This is a genomic window from Mycolicibacterium sarraceniae, assembly GCF_010731875.1.
Lineage (GTDB): Bacteria > Actinomycetota > Actinomycetes > Mycobacteriales > Mycobacteriaceae > Mycobacterium > Mycobacterium sarraceniae.
Genome location: NZ_AP022595.1, coordinates 4,321,044 through 4,338,502 on the forward strand (window position 1 = coordinate 4,321,044; position 17,459 = coordinate 4,338,502).

Genomic DNA, 17,459 nt, shown 5'->3' on the forward strand with positions numbered 1-17,459 from the left:
GTTACGTCTTCTCGTCGGTGAACACAGGGGCGCGGTTCTCGGCGCGCGCAGCAACCGCCTCTTCGAAGTTGGCGGTGAGCAGGCGCACATAGAGTTGCCCGAGGCCTTCAGCCTGCATATGTCCCTCCAGGCTACCGGCGTCTAGTCCACTCCATAGCGTCCGCTTGGTCAACTCGGTGCCGGGGCGGGAGAACGCCGCGATCCGGGTGGCGATCTCGAAGCAGGCCGGCAACAACTCGTCTTCGGGCACCTGCCGGGATACCAAGCCGATCCGCTCGGCCTCCTGGGCGTCGACGTCCCGGCCGGTCAGCATGATCTCGAACGCCCGCGACGATCCGATCGCCCTCGGCAATAGGTAGCTCAAGCCCAGCTCACTGGCGGTCAGTCCGTTGTTGATCCCGGCGGCGCGGAAGTAGGCGCCGCTGGCCGCCACCCGGATGTCGGCGGCCAACGCCAGGCAGAGCCCGCCACCGATAGCGGCGCCGTTGACCGCCGCGATGATTGGCTGGTGCAATTTCCGCATGGCGAGGATCACATCGTCGAGCACAGCCATCGACCGCAGCCCAAACGACGGCCGGGTCAGCCCCGCGACGTGCGGTATCGAACCGGCGGACTTGTGGTCGGCGCCCGAGGAGAAGCCACGCCCGGCACCGGTCAGCACAACCGCGCGCACGGTGTTGTCGTGACGGAGCTCGGTGAGAACTTCCAAGAGCGGCAGCATGACGTCGAACGCCATGGAGTTCATCCGCTCGGGCCGGTTCAGAGTCACCAGCGCAACGTTGGGCAGCGGGGTGTCGACGAGGACGAAACCAGAGTCACGAATCACGGTTGCACGGTAACCCGTGCTCGGCCTTATGTGTCGTGAGACTGAGACGCGCCGGCCGCGTCGACATCGAACTCCTTGACCTGCGCGATGAGGTCCTCGAGCGCCGGGGGCGGGAGCGCACCGGCCTGGTTGAAGATCAGCTTGCCCTTCTTGAACGCCATCAGCGTGGGGATCGAGCGGATCTCGGCGGCGGCCGCCAGCTCCTGTTCGGCCTCGGTGTCGACCTTGGCGTAGACCACATCAGGGTGCTTCTCCGAGGACGCCGCGAAGGTCGGGGCGAAGGCCCGGCACGGTCCGCACCACGACGCCCAGAAGTCGACCAGCACGATGTCGTTTCCGGTGATGGTGTCGTTGAAGTTCTGCGCGGTGAGGTCTTGGGTAGCCACGTCAGTCCCAACGTCCAGTTTTCGCTGTCTGTTCCCTGTCTGCGTCACTACAACCGGGGCAGCGTCAATACACAAGCCGAGCGCGCTGGCCGCACCGCCCCGACAGACGAAGGCGGGGATGGTGAGCATGGTGCGAGGCTAGACCGTGAAGCCCAGCGCCCGCAGTTGTTCGCGGCCGTCCTCGGTGATCTTGTCGGGGCCCCACGGCGGGTTCCACACCCAGTTGATCTTGATCTCGTTGACCAGCCCAGCGCCGACGAGCGCGGTGCGCGTCTGGTCCTCGATCACATCGGTCAGCGGGCAGGCGGCCGACGTCAGCGTCATGTCGACGAGGGCGACCTTCGAGCCCTCGGCACCTTCGACGTTCAGGCCGTAGACCAGCCCGAGGTCGACGACATTGATGCCGAGTTCAGGGTCCACCACGTCGCGCATGGCTTCCTCGATATCGGCGAGGAATTCCTCCGACGGTTCCGCTGAGGCAGTTTCGCTATCGCTCATCGCTTCTCCTCCAAGTCCTTTCGATGGAAGGCCTGCGCCACCGCATCTTTGAAAGCCAGCCACCCCAGCAGCGCGCACTTCACCCGCGCCGGGTACTTCGCCACTCCGGCGAACGCCACGCCGTCGCCCAGCACGTCCTCGTCGCCCTCGACGGCGCCCCGCGACGACACCATGTCACTGAACGCCGCCACCGTCTTCAGGGCATCGCCGACCGTCAGGCCGATCACCTGATCGGTGAGCACCGAGGTGGCCGCTTGGCTGATCGAGCAACCCTGGGCGTCGTAGGAGATATCGGTGACCTGCTCGCCGTCCTCGGACAACGCCACCCGCAACGTCACCTCGTCCCCGCATGTCGGGTTGACGTGGTGCACTTCAGCGCCGAACGGCTCACGCAGCCCGCGGTGGTGCGGGTGCTTGTAGTGGTCCAGGATCACTTCCTGATACATCTGCTCGATTTTCACGAGAAGAACTCCACCGCGCGCTTCACTCCGCCGACCAGGCGATCCACCTCGTCGGCGGTGTTGTACACCGCGAACGATGCCCGCGCGGTGGCGGCGATGCCGAACCGGCGGTGCAGCGGCCAAGCGCAGTGATGCCCGACCCGCACGGCGACGCCCTCATCGTCGAGCACCTGCCCGACATCGTGAGCGTGCACACCGTCCACCACGAAGCTGACCGGCGAGCCCCGGTGCTCAAGCGACTTCGGCCCGATGACGCGCACGTGCGGAATCCTGGCCAAACCTTCCAGGGCCGCGGCCACCAGCTCGTTCTCGTGGGCTTCCACCACATCCATCCCCAGCGCGCTGAGATACCTTGCCGCAGAAGCTAATCCGACTACCTGCGACGTCATCGGGGTGCCGGCCTCAAACCGCTGCGGTGCGGGCGCATAGGTGGCGGCCTCCATCGTGACAGTCTCGATCATCGAGCCCCCGGTGATGAACGGGGGCATCGCACTAAGCAGTTGGCGGCGGCCGTAGAGCACACCGATCCCGGTGGGGCCCAGCATCTTGTGGCCGGAGAACGCGGCGTAGTCGACATCCAGGCCGTGGAAGTCCACCGGCTGATGCGGTACCGACTGGCAGGCATCGAGAACGGTCACTGCGCCAACAGCCTTGGCCCGCGACACCAGCTCCCCGACCGGCGCCACCGCGCCGGTGACGTTCGAATGATGGCTGAATGCGACGACTTTCACCCGCTCGTCGAGCTGCAGCGAGTCGAGGTCGATCCGCCCGTCATCGGTGACGCCGTACCAGCGCAGGGTCGCCCCGGTGCGCTGGGCCAGTTCCTGCCAGGGGACCAGGTTGGCGTGGTGCTCCAGCTCAGTGGTGACGATGACGTCGCCGGGCCCGACAGCACTCTGGAACCGCTTGTCCCCCAGCACATACGAGACCAGGTTCAGCGATTCGGTGGCGTTCTTGGTGAACACCAGCTCGTCGGCGTCCGCCCCGACGAACGCCGCGATATCGGCCCGCCCCTGTTCGTAGGCGTCGGTCGACTCCTCCATCAGCTGGTGCGCACCGCGGTGCACCGCGCCGTTGGAGGTGGTCAGAAAGTCACGCTCGGCGTCGAGAACCTGCAGCGGCTTCTGCGACGTCGCCCCGGAATCCAGATACGCCAACTGATGTCCGCCTCGCATCACCCGATTCAGGATCGGGAAGTCGGCGCGAACGGCCGTGACATCCAAGTCCACCGAGGCGGTCATGTCAGGCTCCGGCCGCGGCCTGGGTGAAGCGCTCGTAGCCGTTCTCTTCGAGCTCATCGGCGAGTTCGGGACCGCCGGAGGTGACGATGCGCCCGTCGAAGAACACGTGCACGAACTGGGGCTGGATGTAGCGCAGGATGCGGGTGTAGTGCGTGATCAGCAGCACGCCGGCATGCTCGGCTTCGGCGAAGCGGTTGACGCCCTCGGACACCACGCGCAGCGCGTCGACGTCCAGGCCGGAGTCGGTCTCATCGAGGATCGCGATCTTCGGCTTCAACAGGCCCAGCTGAAGGATCTCGTGGCGCTTCTTCTCGCCGCCCGAAAAGCCTTCGTTGACACTGCGTTCGGCGAACTGTGGGTCGATCTCCAGATCGGTCATCGCGGCCTTGACCTCTTTGACCCAGTGCCGGAGCTTGGGCGCCTCACCGCGTACCGCGGTCGCCGCGGTGCGCAGGAAGTTCGACATCGACACTCCGGGCACCTCGACCGGGTACTGCATGGCCAGGAACAGGCCGGCGCGGGCGCGTTCGTCGACGCTCATCGCCAGCACGTCCTCACCGTCGAGGGTGATCGACCCCGAGGTGACGTGATACTTGGGATGGCCGGCGATCGAATACGACAGCGTGGACTTGCCCGATCCGTTGGGGCCCATGACCGCGTGGGTCTCCCCCGACTTCACGGTCAGGTCGACGCCCTTGAGGATCTCCTTCTCGGTGCCGTCCTCATTGGCGACGCTGACGTGAAGGTCCTTGATTTCCAAAGTGCTCATGGCCGTGTGGCTTTCCCGTCTTGTGAAGTGAACTCAGCAGTAATGGCTAGTTCTCGTTCGATGGCTTCGGTGAGGCGCTCGCGGACGGCGGGGACGGCGATCTTGTTGATGATCTCGCCGAAGAACGCGCGCACCACCAGCCGGCGGGCCTGCTCCTCCGGGATACCGCGGGCCTGCAGGTAAAACAGCTGCTCGTCGTCGAAACGCCCGGTGGCACTGGCGTGTCCGGCGCCGACGATCTCACCGGTCTCGATCTCCAGGTTCGGCACGGAGTCGGCGCGCGCGCCGTCGGTCAGCACCAGGTTGCGGTTCACCTCGAAGGTGTCGGTGCCGGTGGCCTCGGCCCGGATCAGCACGTCACCGATCCACACGGTGTGCGCGTCGGGCTTCTTGGAATCCGGATCACCTTGCAGCGCACCCTTGTACAGCACATCGGACTTGCAGTTGGGCTGCGCGTGATCGACCAGCAGCCGCGACTCGAAGTGCTGGCCGTCGTCGGCGAAGTAGGTGCCGAGCAACTGCGCGTCACCACCGGGGGCGGCGAACCGTACTATCGCCGAGGTGCGGACGACGTCGCCGCCGAGCGTCACCGCAACGTGACCGAGGACGGCGTCCTTACCGAGCTTGGCGTGATGCGAACTCACGTGCACCATGTCGTCGGCCCAGTCGGCGATCCAGATGACGCCGACACCGGCCGAATCACCGACGATGATCTCCACGTTGTCCGCGTAGGTTCCGCTGCCACGAAGGTCGACGACGACAATGGCCCGCGACAATTCCTCGACCCGGATCTGCAGGTGCCCATAGGCGACCGCACCCTCACCAGGACCGGTGACGACGATCTCGATCGGTTCGGCTACCTCGGTGTCGCGACCCACGGTCACGATCGTGGCTTGTGTGAACGACGAGAATGCCTGGGCGGCAACCCGATCAGCGGGCACCCCGCCCTGGCCGAGTCGTTCGTCGCCGCGGCCGGCTGTCTCCACCGTCACCCCGGGTTGCTCGGTGACATTGATCGTGGCGGCACCGGTAGCCGGCGCCGAGCCGTCGTGCAGGCCACGCAACCGCTTCAGCGGGGTGAACCGCCACAGCTCGTCGCGACCGCCGGGCACCTCGAAGGCATCGACATCGAACGAGCTGAATTGCTCGCCCTTGTTTTTGATGATCCCTTCGGCAGCCTCAGTCAAATTCTGAACCACTATCCGACAGCACCTTCCATCTGCAGCTCGATCAAGCGATTGAGCTCCAGCGCATATTCCATGGGTAGTTCCTTGGCGATCGGCTCGACGAAGCCGCGCACCACCATCGCCATCGCCTCGTCCTCGGTCATGCCGCGGCTCATCAGGTAGAAGAGCTGATCGGCGCTGACCTTGGACACGGTCGCCTCGTGCCCCATCGTGACGTCGTCCTCTCGGATGTCGACGTAGGGGTAGGTGTCGCTGCGGCTGATCGAATCGACCAGCAGCGCATCGCATTTCACAGAGGAGCGCGACCCATGTGCTCCTTTGTTGATCTGGACCAGGCCGCGATAGGACGCGCGACCGCCGCCGCGGGCCACCGACTTCGACACGATGTTGCTCGACGTGTTCGGTGCCAGGTGCAGCATCTTCGCACCGGTGTCCTGGTGCTGCCCTTCGCCGGCGAACGCCACCGAGAGCACCTCACCCTTGGCGTGCTCACCGGTCATCCATACCGCCGGGTACTTCATCGTCACCTTCGAGCCGATGTTGCCGTCGACCCACTCCATGGTGGCGCCGGCCTCGGCCCTGGCGCGCTTGGTCACCAGGTTGTACACGTTGTTCGACCAGTTCTGGATGGTCGTGTAGCGGCAACGGCCCCCGGGCTTGACGATGATCTCCACCACCGCGGAGTGCAACGAGTCGCTCTTGTAGATGGGCGCGGTGCAACCCTCGACGTAGTGCACATAGGCGTCCTCGTCGACGATGATCAGCGTCCGCTCGAACTGACCCATGTTCTCGGTGTTGATCCGGAAGTAGGCCTGCAGCGGGATGTCGACGTGGACACCCTTGGGCACGTAGATGAACGAACCGCCCGACCACACCGCGGTGTTGAGCGCGGAGAACTTGTTGTCGCCGGCCGGGATCACCGTGCCGAAGTACTCCTTGAACAGCTCGGGGTGTTCCCGCAGACCCGAGTCGGTGTCCAGGAAGATAACGCCCTGAGCTTCCAGGTCCTCGCGGATGGAGTGGTACACCACCTCGGACTCGTACTGCGCGGCCACACCCGAAACCAGGCGCTGCTTCTCCGCCTCCGGGATGCCGAGCCGGTCATAGGTGTTCTTGATATCGGCGGGCAGGTCATCCCACGTCGCGGCCTGCTTCTCGCTGGAGCGCACGAAGTACTTGATGTTGTCGAAGAAGATGCCGTCGAGATTCGACCCCCAGTTCGGCATTGGCTTCTTCTCGAATGTGCGGAGCGCTTTGAGTCTCATGTCGAGCATCCACTGCGGTTCGCTCTTCTTGGCCGAGATGTCGCGCACCACCGCCTCCGACAGCCCGCGCTGGGCGCTAGCACCGGCGACATCGGAGTCCGACCAGCCGTAGCCGTACTTGCCCAGCGAGGCGATGGCCTCTTCCTGGGTCAGCGGCTCAACCGGCTTGGCTTCCGGTGTGAGTGTCATGGCGACGCTCCTCAATCGATCGTGACGGCTTCGGTGCGGGCTGAGCGCCGAAGTGGTGCTCTTCTAGCGGTGCGCCGGTGTGAGCGGCACGTGGGTGGTACAGGCGCAGTCGCCGTTGGCGATTGTCGCCAGGCGCTGAACGTGAGTCCCGAGGACCTCCGACATCGCCTGCTGTTCGGCCTCGCAGAGCTCCGGAAACTCCTCGGCGACATGGGACACCGGGCAGTGGTGCTGGCAGATCTCGATACCTGCCAGCGGGCCGCGCACCCGCGTCGTCGTCGCCGCGTAGCCGGCCCTGGTAAACGCATCGGCTACCCGCTCGGCAGTAGATTCAACATCATCGGGACCGGGCTTCACTCCCGCCAGGATCACGTCGATGCGGCGCCGGGCGAACGCCTCGACCGCCTGATCGCCGCCGATCTCCCGCAGCTGGCGAATCGCGGCCGAGGCCAGGTCGTCGTAAGTGTGCTCGAGTTTGGCCCGCCCGGCCGATGTGAGCCGGTAATGCTTGGCGGGGCGTCCGCGGCCGGCCTGCTGCCAGGCTGCCGCGGTGTTGGCCTCGGCGTCCCCAGCGTCGATCAGCGCATCGAGGTGCCGGCGCACTCCGGCGGCAGACAAGCCGAGCCGGCGACCGATCTCGGCGGCGGTGATCGATCCCGACTCGACCAACAGCTGCACGATCGTGCGCCGGGTCTGTCCGTCATGCACCGCAGCGCCCAGCACGGGCACCACATCTACATCGGGCGGGATTTTCACAACACCAGTGTTACGCAATTCGCCGACCAGGTCTAGCAAGGGCACCCTTAGCGACCCCGAGGTCATAAGCCCCGGCAGTTAGAGTGCTGTGGTGGCAGCCCGCCAACATTCACTGAGCTCGTCGATCGCCCGCTTGCACGGCGATGAACGCACGGTGGGTTCGCCCCTCAACGATGCTGAACTGCGCGCGATGCGCCGCACCCGGATGTTCGGCGCCACCGGCACAGTGCTGATGGCGATAGGCGCTCTCGGCGCGGGTGCCCGTCCGGTCATGCAGGACCCCACTTTCGGGGTGCGGCTGCTCAACCTGCCGTCGCGCATCCAGACCGTTTCGTTGACGATGACCACCACCGGTGCGGTCATGATGGCGCTGGCCTGGCTGATGCTAGGCCGTTTCGCGCTCGGCAGCCGCCGGATGTCGCGTAGTCAGCTTGATCACACTCTGTTGCTGTGGGTCGTGCCGTTGCTGATCGCACCGCCGATGTACAGCCGCGACGTCTACTCCTACCTGGCGCAGAGCCAGATTTCCTACAACGGCCTTGATCCGTACACAGTCGGCCCCGCCCCCGGCCTTGGCCTGGATCACGTGTTCACAATGTCGGTGCCCACGCTGTGGCGCGAGACGCCGGCGCCGTACGGGCCGCTGTTCTTGTGGGTCGGTCGCGGGATCTCCGCGCTGACCGGGGAGGACATCGTCGCCGCCGTCCTCATCCATCGCGTGGTCGTGCTGCTCGGGGTCGGCATGATCGTGTGGGCGGTGCCGCGGCTGGCGCGGCGCTGCGGGGTGGCCGAAGTCACCGCGCTGTGGCTGGGTGCGGCCAATCCGCTGCTGCTGATGCACCTGGTGGCCGGAATCCACAATGAGGCGCTGATGCTGGGCCTGATGCTTGTCGGCACGGAGTTCGCGCTGCGCGGTGTGGACGCCGCGGGGTCGCTGGTACCTCGGCCGCTGCACCGGCCACGCGGGCGAGACGAGTGGCAGGCGTGGACACCGCTGGCCATGCTGATCCTGGGCGCGGTGCTGATCGTGCTGTCCTCGCAGGTCAAATTGCCCGGACTGCTGGCGCTCGGCTTCGTCGGCATGGCGCTGGGACATCGCTGGGGTGCCAGTTTGAGGGCGTTCGTGCAGGCCACCACGCTGATGACGGGGCTGTCGCTGGTGGTGATGGCGGTGATCGGCTGGGCCAGCGGCCTGGGGTTCGGCTGGGTTTTCACGCTCGGCACGGCCAATGTGGTGCGCAGCTGGATGTCGCCGCCGACGCTGCTGGCGCTGGGCACCGGCCAGGTCGGAATCCTGCTGGGCCTGGGCGATCACACCACTGCCGTCCTGTCGTTGACCCGCGCCATGGGCGTACTGCTCATTACGATCACCGTCACCTGGCTGCTGCTGGCCGTGTTCCGGGGACGGCTACACCCGGTCGGCGGACTGGGGGTGGCGCTGGGCGCGACCGTACTGCTGTTCCCGGTTGTGCAGCCGTGGTACCTGCTGTGGGCGATCATTCCGCTGGCCGCCTGGGCCACCCGTCCGGGTTTCCGGATCGCGACCATCGCGATATCGCTCGTCGTCGGCATCTTCGGGCCCACCGCCAACGGCGACCGCTTCGCCCTGTTCCAGATCTTCCTCGCCGTCGTGGCAAGCCTGGTGATCGTGCTGCTGCTGATCGCGGTGACGTTCAACCACTTGCCCTGGCGCAAAGTACCCGGCACCAACGAGGCTTTCAGCGGCCAGGAACCCGATCCGGCCCCACCGCCCGAGCCGCCCGATGCCACTCCTCCCCGGCCGCCCGGCGAGCCGCCGGTGCCGCGCTCGACGCCCGGCGCATACGCTGAGTCCCCGTGACGTCCGGCCACGAAATCCCTGTGCGACTGCGCGGGGTGTCCAAGCGTTATGGCACGACGACTGCGGTGTCGAGCCTCGACCTCGAGGTAGACCGCGCCGAAGTGCTGGCACTACTGGGTCCCAACGGGGCCGGCAAAACGACCACCGTCGAGATGTGCGAAGGATTCGTCCGGCCGGACGAGGGCACGATCGAGGTACTCGGGCTGGATCCGGTGACCGATAACGCCCGGGTGCGGGCGCGGATCGGCGTCATGTTGCAGGGCGGTGGCGGCTACCCCGCCGCGCGAGCCGGCGAGATGCTGCAGCTGGTCGCCTCCTACGCCGCCGATCCCCTGGATCCGGCGTGGCTGCTGGACACCTTGGGGCTCACGGACGCCGCCCGCACCACCTATCGCCGGCTCTCCGGCGGCCAGCAGCAGCGGCTTGCGCTGGCCTGCGCGCTGGTCGGGCGCCCGGAATTGGTCTTCCTCGACGAGCCGACCGCAGGCATGGACGCGCACGCCCGGCTGGTGGTGTGGGACCTGATCGAGGCGCTGCGTCGCGACGGGGTGACGGTGGTGCTGACCACCCATCAACTCAAGGAAGCCGAGGAACTCGCCGACCGCATCGTGATCATCGACCACGGGTCGGCCGTCGCGGCCGGTACGCCCGCGGAGTTGATGCGGGGCGGCGCCGAAGGCCAGCTGCGATTCTCCGCGCCGCGCCAGCTAGACCTGTCACTGCTGATTACCGCATTACCGGAAGGTTATGTGGCGAAAGAACATTCGCCCGGCGAGTACCTGGTCGAAGGCACGATCGACCCGCAGGTGCTGGCGACGGTGACGGCGTGGTGTGCCCGACTCAATGCGCTGGCCACCGATGTACGAGTGGAGCAGCGCAGCCTCGAAGACGTCTTCCTGGAATTGACCGGCAAGGAGCTGCGGCCATGAGCGACCCTTGCGGAGCCAATCACGGACCGCCATGGCCCAACCCAGCCTGCGAGGGTGCGGCATGACGACGGAGCTTTTCCCGCCCGGCACGTTCACCCCCGACCCCCGGCCCAGCACGGTGCAGCGAATGCTGGCCGCGCAGTACGGCCTCGAACTGAAACTGTTGTTGCGCAATGGCGAACAGCTACTGCTGACGATGTTCATCCCGATCACCCTGCTGATCGGCCTCACCCTGCTGCCGCTGGGCTCGTTCGGTACGCAGCGTGTCGCGGTGTTCGTCCCGGCGATCATGGCGTTGGCGGTGATCTCCACCGCGTTCACCGGCCAGGCCATCGCGGTGGCCTTCGACCGTCGCTATGGGGCGCTGAAACGTTTGGGCGCCACCGCACTTCCGGTGTGGGGCATCATCGCCGGGAAATCGCTGGCCGTGGTGACCGTGGTGTTCCTGCAGGCACTGCTGCTCGGCGGTATCGGACTGGCCCTTGGCTGGCGCCCGCACCCGGCTGGTCTGCTGTTGGGCGCGGTCGTCATCGCGCTCGGCACCGCGGGCTTCGCCGCCATGGGCCTATTGCTGGGCGGTACGCTGCGCGCCGAGATCGTGCTGGCCGTGGCCAACCTGCTGTGGTTCGTCTTCGCCGGGATGGGCGCGCTGACGCTGGAGTCCGGCGCGATCCCGCGCGGGGTGGCCTGGGTGGCCCGGCTGACCCCGTCCGGCGCCCTCACCGAGACGCTCACGCAGGCGATGTCACTGTCGATGGACTGGTTCGGCATCGCGGTGCTGGCGGTGTGGGGTGCGGTGGCGGCGCTGGGCGCGCTGCGGTGGTTCCGCTTCACCTAAGCGGTCCCCTACGCTCAGGCCCCTACTACGGCGCGTAGTTAGTCGTCCTCTACGATCGGCCCGTGCCCGTCAGACGGTTTTTCCTGCGGCTGGTGGACCGGCTTCCACTGCCGAGCCTGCGCACCCAGCGCATCATCGCCGCGGCGGTCATCCTCACTCAGGGCGGGATCGCCGTCACCGGCGCGATCGTGCGGGTGACCGCATCCGGGCTGGGCTGCCCGACCTGGCCGCAATGCTTCCCGGGCAGTTTCGTCCCGGTACCGCACGCCGAAGTGCCCGGCATCCATCAGGCCGTCGAATTCGGCAACCGGATGATCACCTTCCTGGTGGTCATCACCGCGATCCTGGCCGTCCTGGCCGTCACCCGCGCCCGCCGCCGTCGCGAGGTGCTGGTCTACGCCTGGCTGATGCCGGCCTCGACCGTGCTACAAGCCGTGCTCGGCGGTATCACCGTGCTGGCTGGCCTGGCCTGGTGGACCGTGGCGATCCACCTGCTGGTCTCGATGGCCATGGTGTGGCTGGCCACCCTGCTGTACGTGAAGATCGGCGAACCAGACGATGGCTTGCCCACCGTTCTGGTGCCCAAACCGCTCCGGCATCTGACCCTGCTCGGGGTGTTGACGCTGTCCGCGACGCTGGTCACCGGGACGCTGGTCACCGGCGCCGGTCCGCACGCCGGGGACAAGAGCCCGCAGCGCGCTGTGCCGCGCCTCGAGGTGGAGATCCTCACGCTGGTGCACCTGCACTCGACGCTGCTGATCGGCTATCTGGCGTTGCTGGCCGGGCTTGCCGCGGGCCTGCAGGCGGTGTTCGCCCCGCGACTGATCATGCGGCGGCTGGCGGTGTTGGTCGCGGTCGTGCTGGCCCAAGGGTTAATCGGCGCGGTGCAGTTCTTCACCGGCGTACCCGCCGCATTGGTGGCGTTGCACGTCGCGGGTGCGGCCGCGGCCACCGCGGCCACCGCCGCGCTATGGGCGTCGATGCGACAGCGGGCCGAGCCCACGACGCTCCAGAGCTGATTCCACCTCGACCGCGAACGTGCGCTGCTGCAGCTCGCGGGTGGCCGTGTCGAGCTGTCTCCAGCCCAGCCCCGGCTCGATGACCTCGAGCTCCAACAGCACGGGGTTATCGGGGCCGCCGATGAGATCCACCCGGGCATACAACAGGTCGGTGGTCTCGATGCCCAGGTGTCCACTCGCGGCCTCCAGCGCGGCGACGCCCACATCCCACATCGCGAAGTCGGGATCGGCCGATGTCAGCGTCTCCGCGACGTAGGTCCCCGATTCGTCGAGCAGGGCCACCTGGCCTTCGGGCGGAAGCATCGGGCCCTTGGTGAAGGCATGAGACTGCTTGCCGGCCAGGAACACCAGCGCGGTCTCCCCCGCTTCCACGCGGGCGTCGTAGGGCTGGACCAGTGCGGTGCGCCCGGACGCCTGCAGGGCCGCGACGTGGGCGCGGGCGGCGGTGTGGTCGACAAATCGTCCGGTGTCGATCGAACCGGCGCCGATCGCGGGTTTGACGACGATCTCGCCCCTGGGCAGCGTGACCTTCTGGCCAGGCTCGAAGAAGGACGACGTCAGGGTGGGCACGCCGGCGTCGGCAAGGTCCCGCAGATAGTGCTTATCGCTATTCCAGGCCACCACGTCAGGGGCGTTCAGCAGGGCGCGCACCCGCGTGGTCCAGGCCAGGAACTCGTCGCGGCGTTCGACGTAATCCCATGCCGCGCGCAGGATCACGAGGTCGGCGCGCTCGGTCTGCGGATCGTCCCAGGACAGCCACGTTGCGTGCAACCCGCGGCCACGCAGTGCCTGGATCAGGCCGTAGTCGTCGCCGTCACCCTCGACGAGTTGTGGGCATCCGGCCAGCACGATGCTCGGGTGGAAGACATCGGGACGTGCCAGCTTCGACGGTAGGGCCACACCGGGGATGATAGTGACATGCACGCAATCGAAGTCGCCGCGACGGGCGGTCCCGAGGTCCTGAACTACGTCGAGAAGCCGAAACCCGAACCAGGCCCGACAGAGGTGCTCATCGAGGCGGATGCGATCGGCGTCAACTACATCGACACCTATTTCCGTTCCGGGCAGTACCCGCGGGAGCTGCCGTTCGTGCTGGGTAGCGAGGTGTGCGGGACGGTGGCCGCGGTCGGCGACGACGTCGCCGCGATCACGCCCGGTGACCGGGTGGTGACTGCCGCCGCCATCGGCGCCTACGCGGACTTCTGCGTCGCGCCAGCCGATTTCGTCGCCTACGTGCCCGATAACGTCGCCTCGGATGCGGTCGCCTCCGCACTGCTCAAGGGGATGACGGCGCACTACCTGATCAAGTCGGTGTATCCGGTGCAGGCACGCGATTTCGTGCTCGTGCACGCGGGCGCTGGAGGCGTCGGACTGATCCTGACCCAGTGGGCGACCAGCCTGGGCGCGCGGGTGATCACCACGGCCTCCAGCCCGGGGAAAGCCGAATTGTCGCGCCAGGCCGGCGCGATCGAGGTGCTCGATTACCCCGAGGACACCGCCGATTTCGCCACCAAGATCCGCGAGCTCACCAACGACCACGGCGTCGCGGCCGCGTACGACGGCGTGGGCAAGACCACCTTCGACGCCAGCCTGGCCAGCCTGGCGATTCGGGGCACGCTGGCGCTGTTCGGCGCGTCCAGCGGACCGGTGCCGCCGGTCGACCCGCAGCGACTCAACGCCGCCGGATCGGTGTATCTGACCCGGCCGAACCTTGCTCACTTCACCCGCACCCAGGACGAATTCGCTTGGCGCGCGGGCGAATTGCTGGATGCGATCGCGGACGGCTCGATCACGATCACCGTAGGCGGCCACTACCCACTGGCCGAGGCTGCCCAGGCACACCGCGATCTGCAGGGCCGCAAGACGACGGGCTCAATCGTGTTGCTGCCCTGACTGGAGGCCTACCCCGGTCGGGGTTCTCCAGCCGGGGGTCAGCGGATGACGAGCTGGGCGATAGTCGGCAGCGCCAGCACCGAATCGACCGCCAGCGCCACGAACAACACGGCGAGGTAGTTGTTCGACTGCAGGAATAGCTTCAGCGGCTTGACCGGGTTGCCGCGGCGCACGCCCGCGTGCAGGCGATGGGCCATCACCAGGAACCAAGCGCCAGCCAGCGCGGCCACCGAGGCATACACCCAGCCGGCCGCCGGGATCAGCGCCAGCGTGGCGATCACCGTCAGCCAGGTGTAGATCAGGATCTGCTTGGTGACCTGCAGCTCGGTGGCGACCACCGGCAGCATCGGCACACCGGCAGCGGCGTAGTCATCCTTGTACTTCATCGCCAGCGCCCAGGTGTGCGGCGGTGTCCAGAAGAAGATGATCGCGAACATCACCAGCGCCTGCCAGCCGATCGTGTCGGTCACCGCCGACCAGCCAATCATCACCGGCATACAACCGGCCGCGCCGCCCCAGACCACGTTCTGCGAGGTGCGGCGCTTGAGTAGCAGGGTGTAGACCAGCACGTAGAAGGCGATCGTGGCCCCGGCCAGGTGCGCCGAGAGCATGTTCGTCGTCCACCACAGCCAGAAGAACGACGCCCCCGACAGCGCGAGCCCGAAGACCAGCGCGTGGCTGCGCGGCACCGTGGCCCGGGCCAGCGGCCGGCGCTCGGTGCGCTTCATCTTCTTGTCGATATCGGCATCGGCCACGCAGTTGAGCGTGTTGGCGCCGGCGGCCGCCAGCAGGCCGCCGAACAGGGTGTTGAGGATCAGCGGGAGATCGACCGTGCCGCGACCGGCCAGCAGCATCGCTGGAATGGTGGTGACCAGCAGCAACTCGATGACGCGCGGCTTGGTCAGAGCCAGATAGCCCAGCAACCGGTCGCGGAATCGGATCGGCGCCCCGTCAACGAGGTGCACTTCGCTAACTCTCACGCAACCGACTCCTGACACACCTGTCGACGATCTACTACAGAGGATGGTAGACGCCGCTGTCGGAGTATCAGAACCGAAGGGTCGATTCACGACGATGACATCGCGATGACACAGTTCTGGGTGTAGCGCTTCACCGGCGGGTAACGCTGGTAGCAGCGCTATGCAGCAAGGGCCCGACCGGCATTAGGGTGAAGAGGACCACCCCAGTTGCCAGCCCATCTGACGATGCCAGGAGCGACTTAGTGACAACTGTCGAAGAGATTGCCGCGCTGACCCAGCCGCACCACCCCGAGGATTGGGCGGAGGTCGATTCGAAAGCCGTCGACACCGTGCGGGTCCTCGCCGCCGATGCGGTGCAGAAGGTCGGAAACGGACATCCCGGTACCGCGATGAGCCTGGCTCCCCTGGCCTACACGCTGTTCCAGCGTGAGATGCGGCATGACCCGAGCGACGTCCATTGGCTGGGCCGGGACCGATTCGTCCTGTCCTGCGGGCACAGCAGCCTCACCCTGTACCTTCAGCTGTATCTCGGCGGGTTCGGTCTCGAGCTCTCCGATATCGAAGCACTGCGCACCTGGGGTTCGAAGACGCCGGGCCACCCGGAGTTCCGGCACACCGACGGCGTGGAGATCACCACCGGCCCGCTGGGCCAGGGCCTGGCCTCGGCCGTCGGGATGGCGATGGCGGCGCGCTATGAGCGCGGCTTGTTCGACCCGGACGCTCCCGCCGGCACCAGCCCGTTCGACCACTACATCTACGTGATCGCCTCCGACGGCGATATGGAAGAGGGCGTCACCTCCGAGGCGTCCTCGATCGCGGGCACCCAACAGCTGGGCAACCTGATCGTGTTCTGGGACAACAACGAGATCTCGATCGAGCACAACACCAACATCGCGTTCACCGAAGACACCCCGGCCCGCTACGAGGCCTACGGCTGGCACGTCCAGGTCGTGGAGGGCGGCGAGAACGTCGTCGGCATCGAGAAGGCCATCGAGGAAGCCAAGAAGGTCACCGACAAGCCGTCGTTCATCGCGGTGCGCACGATCATCGGCTATCCCGCGCCCACCAAGATGAACACCGGCGGCGTGCACGGCTCGGCACTGGGCGCCGACGAGGTCGCGGCCACCAAGAAGGTGCTGGGTTTCGACCCGGATACGTCGTTCGACGTGAGCGACGAGGTCATCGAGCACACCCGCAAGCTCGTCGACCGGGGCCGGGAGGCTCACGAGAAGTGGCAGGGCGAGTTCGACGCCTGGGCGCAGCGAGAGCCGGAGCGCAAGGCCCTGCTGGACCGGCTGTTGGCCAACGAGCTGCCTGACGGCTGGGACGCCGACCTCACATACTGGGAGCCAGGCTCCAAGCCGTTGGCCACCCGTGCCGCATTCGGCAAGGTGCTCAACGATGTCGCACCCAAGTTGCCCGAACTGTGGGGCGGCTCCGCGGACTTGGCCGGTAGCAACAACACCACCATCAACGGCGTGAAATCCTTTGGCCCACCGTCGATTTCGACGGAGGACTACACCGCGGACTGGTACGGCAGGGTGCTGCACTTCGGCATCCGGGAGCACGCCATGGGCTCGATCCTGTCCGGCATCGCGCTGCACGGGCCGACCCGCGCGTTCGGAGGCACATTCCTGCAGTTCGCCGACTACATGCGCGGCGCGGTCCGGCTGGCCGCGTTGATGGACATCGACACCATCTACATCTGGACCCACGACTCGATCGGCCTTGGCGAGGACGGTCCGACGCACCAGCCCATCGAGCACCTGGCCGCGCTGCGGGCGATCCCCAAGCTGTCGGTGGTGCGTCCGGGCGATCCGAATGAGACCGCCTACGCCTGGCGAAGCATCATCGCTCGGGGCAAGGGCTCCGGAGCCGCTGGGCCGGCGACATCCCACTTCGGCCCAGTCGGTTTCATCCTGACCCGCCAGGGCATCCCGGTGCTCGAGGGCACCAGCTCCGACGGCGTGGCCAAGGGCGGTTACGTGCTCGGCGGCGGCAGCCCAGCCGACGATGCCGATGTCATCATCATCGCGACGGGCTCCGAGCTGCAGCTGGCGGTCGAGGCGCAAAAGCTGTTGACGGCCAAGGACATCAACGCCTATGTGGTGTCGATGCCCTGTGTCGAATGGTTCGAGGCGCAGCCGCAGGAGTACCGCGACAGCGTGCTGCCCCCGGACGTCTCGGCCCGGGTCGCAGTCGAGGCGGGTATCGCCCAAAGTTGGTACAAGTACGTCGGTGACACCGGTGAGATCGTCTCCATCGAGCACTTCGGCGAATCCGCCGACGACAAGACCCTGTTCCGCGAGTTCGGATTCACCCCCGAAGCCGTTGCCGCGGCCGCAGAACGCGCAATCGACAACTGATCGCACACGAGAACAA

17 protein-coding genes are annotated in these 17,459 nt (G+C 66.8%); 6 read left to right on the forward strand and 11 right to left on the reverse strand.

Annotated features, from left to right (window positions below; translation table 11 throughout):
- Position 1: 1 nt before the first annotated feature.
- The 9 genes from G6N13_RS21585 to G6N13_RS21625 all read right to left on the reverse strand — a co-directional run bounded on the left by G6N13_RS21585 (position 2) and on the right by G6N13_RS21625 (position 7,644).
- Complete coding sequence (locus G6N13_RS21585; RefSeq protein ID WP_163700308.1) at positions 2-826, reverse strand: enoyl-CoA hydratase; 825 nt, start codon at positions 824-826, stop codon at positions 2-4.
- Between the two features lie 26 nt (positions 827-852).
- Positions 853-1,212, reverse strand: a complete 360-nt coding sequence (trxA, locus tag G6N13_RS21590; RefSeq protein WP_163700310.1) for a thioredoxin — start codon at positions 1,210-1,212, stop codon at positions 853-855.
- 138 nt (positions 1,213-1,350) lie between these two features.
- The gene (locus G6N13_RS21595) at positions 1,351-1,710 is read right to left on the reverse strand and encodes a metal-sulfur cluster assembly factor (RefSeq protein ID WP_163700312.1); all 360 of its coding nucleotides are present in this window, start codon (positions 1,708-1,710) and stop codon (positions 1,351-1,353) included.
- Complete coding sequence (gene sufU / locus G6N13_RS21600; RefSeq protein WP_163700315.1) at positions 1,707-2,171, reverse strand: Fe-S cluster assembly sulfur transfer protein SufU; 465 nt, start codon at positions 2,169-2,171, stop codon at positions 1,707-1,709. The genes G6N13_RS21595 and sufU overlap by 4 nt, the downstream gene beginning before the upstream one ends.
- Positions 2,168-3,412: a cysteine desulfurase gene (locus G6N13_RS21605; RefSeq protein ID WP_163700318.1), complete on the reverse strand. Its 1,245-nt coding sequence runs from the start codon at positions 3,410-3,412 to the stop codon at positions 2,168-2,170. The genes sufU and G6N13_RS21605 overlap by 4 nt, the downstream gene beginning before the upstream one ends.
- Position 3,413: 1 nt before the next feature.
- The gene (gene sufC / locus G6N13_RS21610; protein ID WP_163700321.1) at positions 3,414-4,181 is read right to left on the reverse strand and encodes a Fe-S cluster assembly ATPase SufC; all 768 of its coding nucleotides are present in this window, start codon (positions 4,179-4,181) and stop codon (positions 3,414-3,416) included.
- On the reverse strand, positions 4,178-5,380 hold the full coding sequence (sufD, locus tag G6N13_RS21615) for a Fe-S cluster assembly protein SufD (protein WP_163700323.1): 1,203 nt from the start codon (positions 5,378-5,380) through the stop codon (positions 4,178-4,180). Before sufD ends, sufC begins: the two co-directional genes overlap by 4 nt.
- Entirely contained in the window at positions 5,380-6,822 is a 1,443-nt protein-coding gene (gene sufB, locus G6N13_RS21620; RefSeq protein ID WP_163700326.1) for a Fe-S cluster assembly protein SufB, read from the reverse strand. Before sufB ends, sufD begins: the two co-directional genes overlap by 1 nt.
- A gap of 63 nt (positions 6,823-6,885) precedes the next feature.
- On the reverse strand, positions 6,886-7,644 hold the full coding sequence (locus G6N13_RS21625; RefSeq protein WP_163700329.1) for a helix-turn-helix transcriptional regulator: 759 nt from the start codon (positions 7,642-7,644) through the stop codon (positions 6,886-6,888).
- A gap of 25 nt (positions 7,645-7,669) precedes the next feature.
- Here G6N13_RS21625 and mptB point away from each other — a divergent pair, with 25 nt between their 5' ends.
- The 4 genes from mptB (at position 7,670) to G6N13_RS21645 (ending at position 12,204) form a co-directional block, all read left to right on the forward strand.
- On the forward strand, positions 7,670-9,418 hold the full coding sequence (mptB, locus tag G6N13_RS21630) for a polyprenol phosphomannose-dependent alpha 1,6 mannosyltransferase MptB (protein WP_163700332.1): 1,749 nt from the start codon (positions 7,670-7,672) through the stop codon (positions 9,416-9,418).
- Positions 9,419-9,438: 20 nt separating this feature from the next.
- Positions 9,439-10,347 (forward strand): ABC transporter ATP-binding protein, encoded by a 909-nt coding sequence (locus G6N13_RS21635; RefSeq protein WP_163702412.1) that lies wholly within the window; start codon positions 9,439-9,441, stop codon positions 10,345-10,347.
- A gap of 61 nt (positions 10,348-10,408) precedes the next feature.
- A complete protein-coding gene (locus G6N13_RS21640) occupies positions 10,409-11,185 on the forward strand; it encodes an ABC transporter permease (RefSeq protein WP_163700335.1) in 777 nt (258 codons plus the stop codon).
- Positions 11,186-11,247: 62 nt separating this feature from the next.
- Positions 11,248-12,204, forward strand: a complete 957-nt coding sequence (locus G6N13_RS21645) for a COX15/CtaA family protein (RefSeq protein WP_163700339.1) — start codon at positions 11,248-11,250, stop codon at positions 12,202-12,204.
- Here the strand turns inward: G6N13_RS21645 and G6N13_RS21650 are convergent.
- Positions 12,154-13,104, reverse strand: a complete 951-nt coding sequence (locus tag G6N13_RS21650; protein ID WP_163700342.1) for an ATP-grasp domain-containing protein — start codon at positions 13,102-13,104, stop codon at positions 12,154-12,156. The genes G6N13_RS21645 and G6N13_RS21650 overlap by 51 nt on opposite strands.
- A gap of 18 nt (positions 13,105-13,122) precedes the next feature.
- Between G6N13_RS21650 and G6N13_RS21655 the strand changes: the two genes are divergently transcribed.
- Complete coding sequence (locus G6N13_RS21655; protein ID WP_163700345.1) at positions 13,123-14,097, forward strand: quinone oxidoreductase family protein; 975 nt, start codon at positions 13,123-13,125, stop codon at positions 14,095-14,097.
- Between the two features lie 38 nt (positions 14,098-14,135).
- Here the strand turns inward: G6N13_RS21655 and G6N13_RS21660 are convergent, their stop codons facing one another.
- Positions 14,136-15,077, reverse strand: coding sequence for a heme o synthase (locus G6N13_RS21660; RefSeq protein ID WP_163700348.1), 942 nt, complete (start codon positions 15,075-15,077; stop codon positions 14,136-14,138).
- A 242-nt stretch (positions 15,078-15,319) separates the two neighbouring features.
- Between G6N13_RS21660 and tkt the strand changes: the two genes are divergently transcribed.
- Entirely contained in the window at positions 15,320-17,443 is a 2,124-nt protein-coding gene (gene tkt, locus G6N13_RS21665; protein WP_163700352.1) for a transketolase, read from the forward strand.
- Positions 17,444-17,459: the final 16 nt, after the last annotated feature.

Bases quoted from the DNA above. Each gene is read 5' to 3' on its own strand.
- G6N13_RS21595 (WP_163700312.1), bottom strand. From the start codon at position 1,710: ATGAGCGATAGCGAAACTGCCTCAGCGGAACCGTCGGAGGAATTCCTC.
- G6N13_RS21605 (WP_163700318.1), bottom strand. From the start codon at position 3,412: ATGACCGCCTCGGTGGACTTGGATGTCACGGCCGTTCGCGCCGACTTC.
- sufC (WP_163700321.1), bottom strand. From the start codon at position 4,181: ATGAGCACTTTGGAAATCAAGGACCTTCACGTCAGCGTCGCCAATGAG.
- sufB (WP_163700326.1), bottom strand. From the start codon at position 6,822: ATGACACTCACACCGGAAGCCAAGCCGGTTGAGCCGCTGACCCAGGAA.
- G6N13_RS21625 (WP_163700329.1), bottom strand. From the start codon at position 7,644: ATGACCTCGGGGTCGCTAAGGGTGCCCTTGCTAGACCTGGTCGGCGAA.
- G6N13_RS21640 (WP_163700335.1), top strand. From the start codon at position 10,409: ATGACGACGGAGCTTTTCCCGCCCGGCACGTTCACCCCCGACCCCCGG.
- G6N13_RS21655 (WP_163700345.1), top strand. From the start codon at position 13,123: ATGCACGCAATCGAAGTCGCCGCGACGGGCGGTCCCGAGGTCCTGAAC.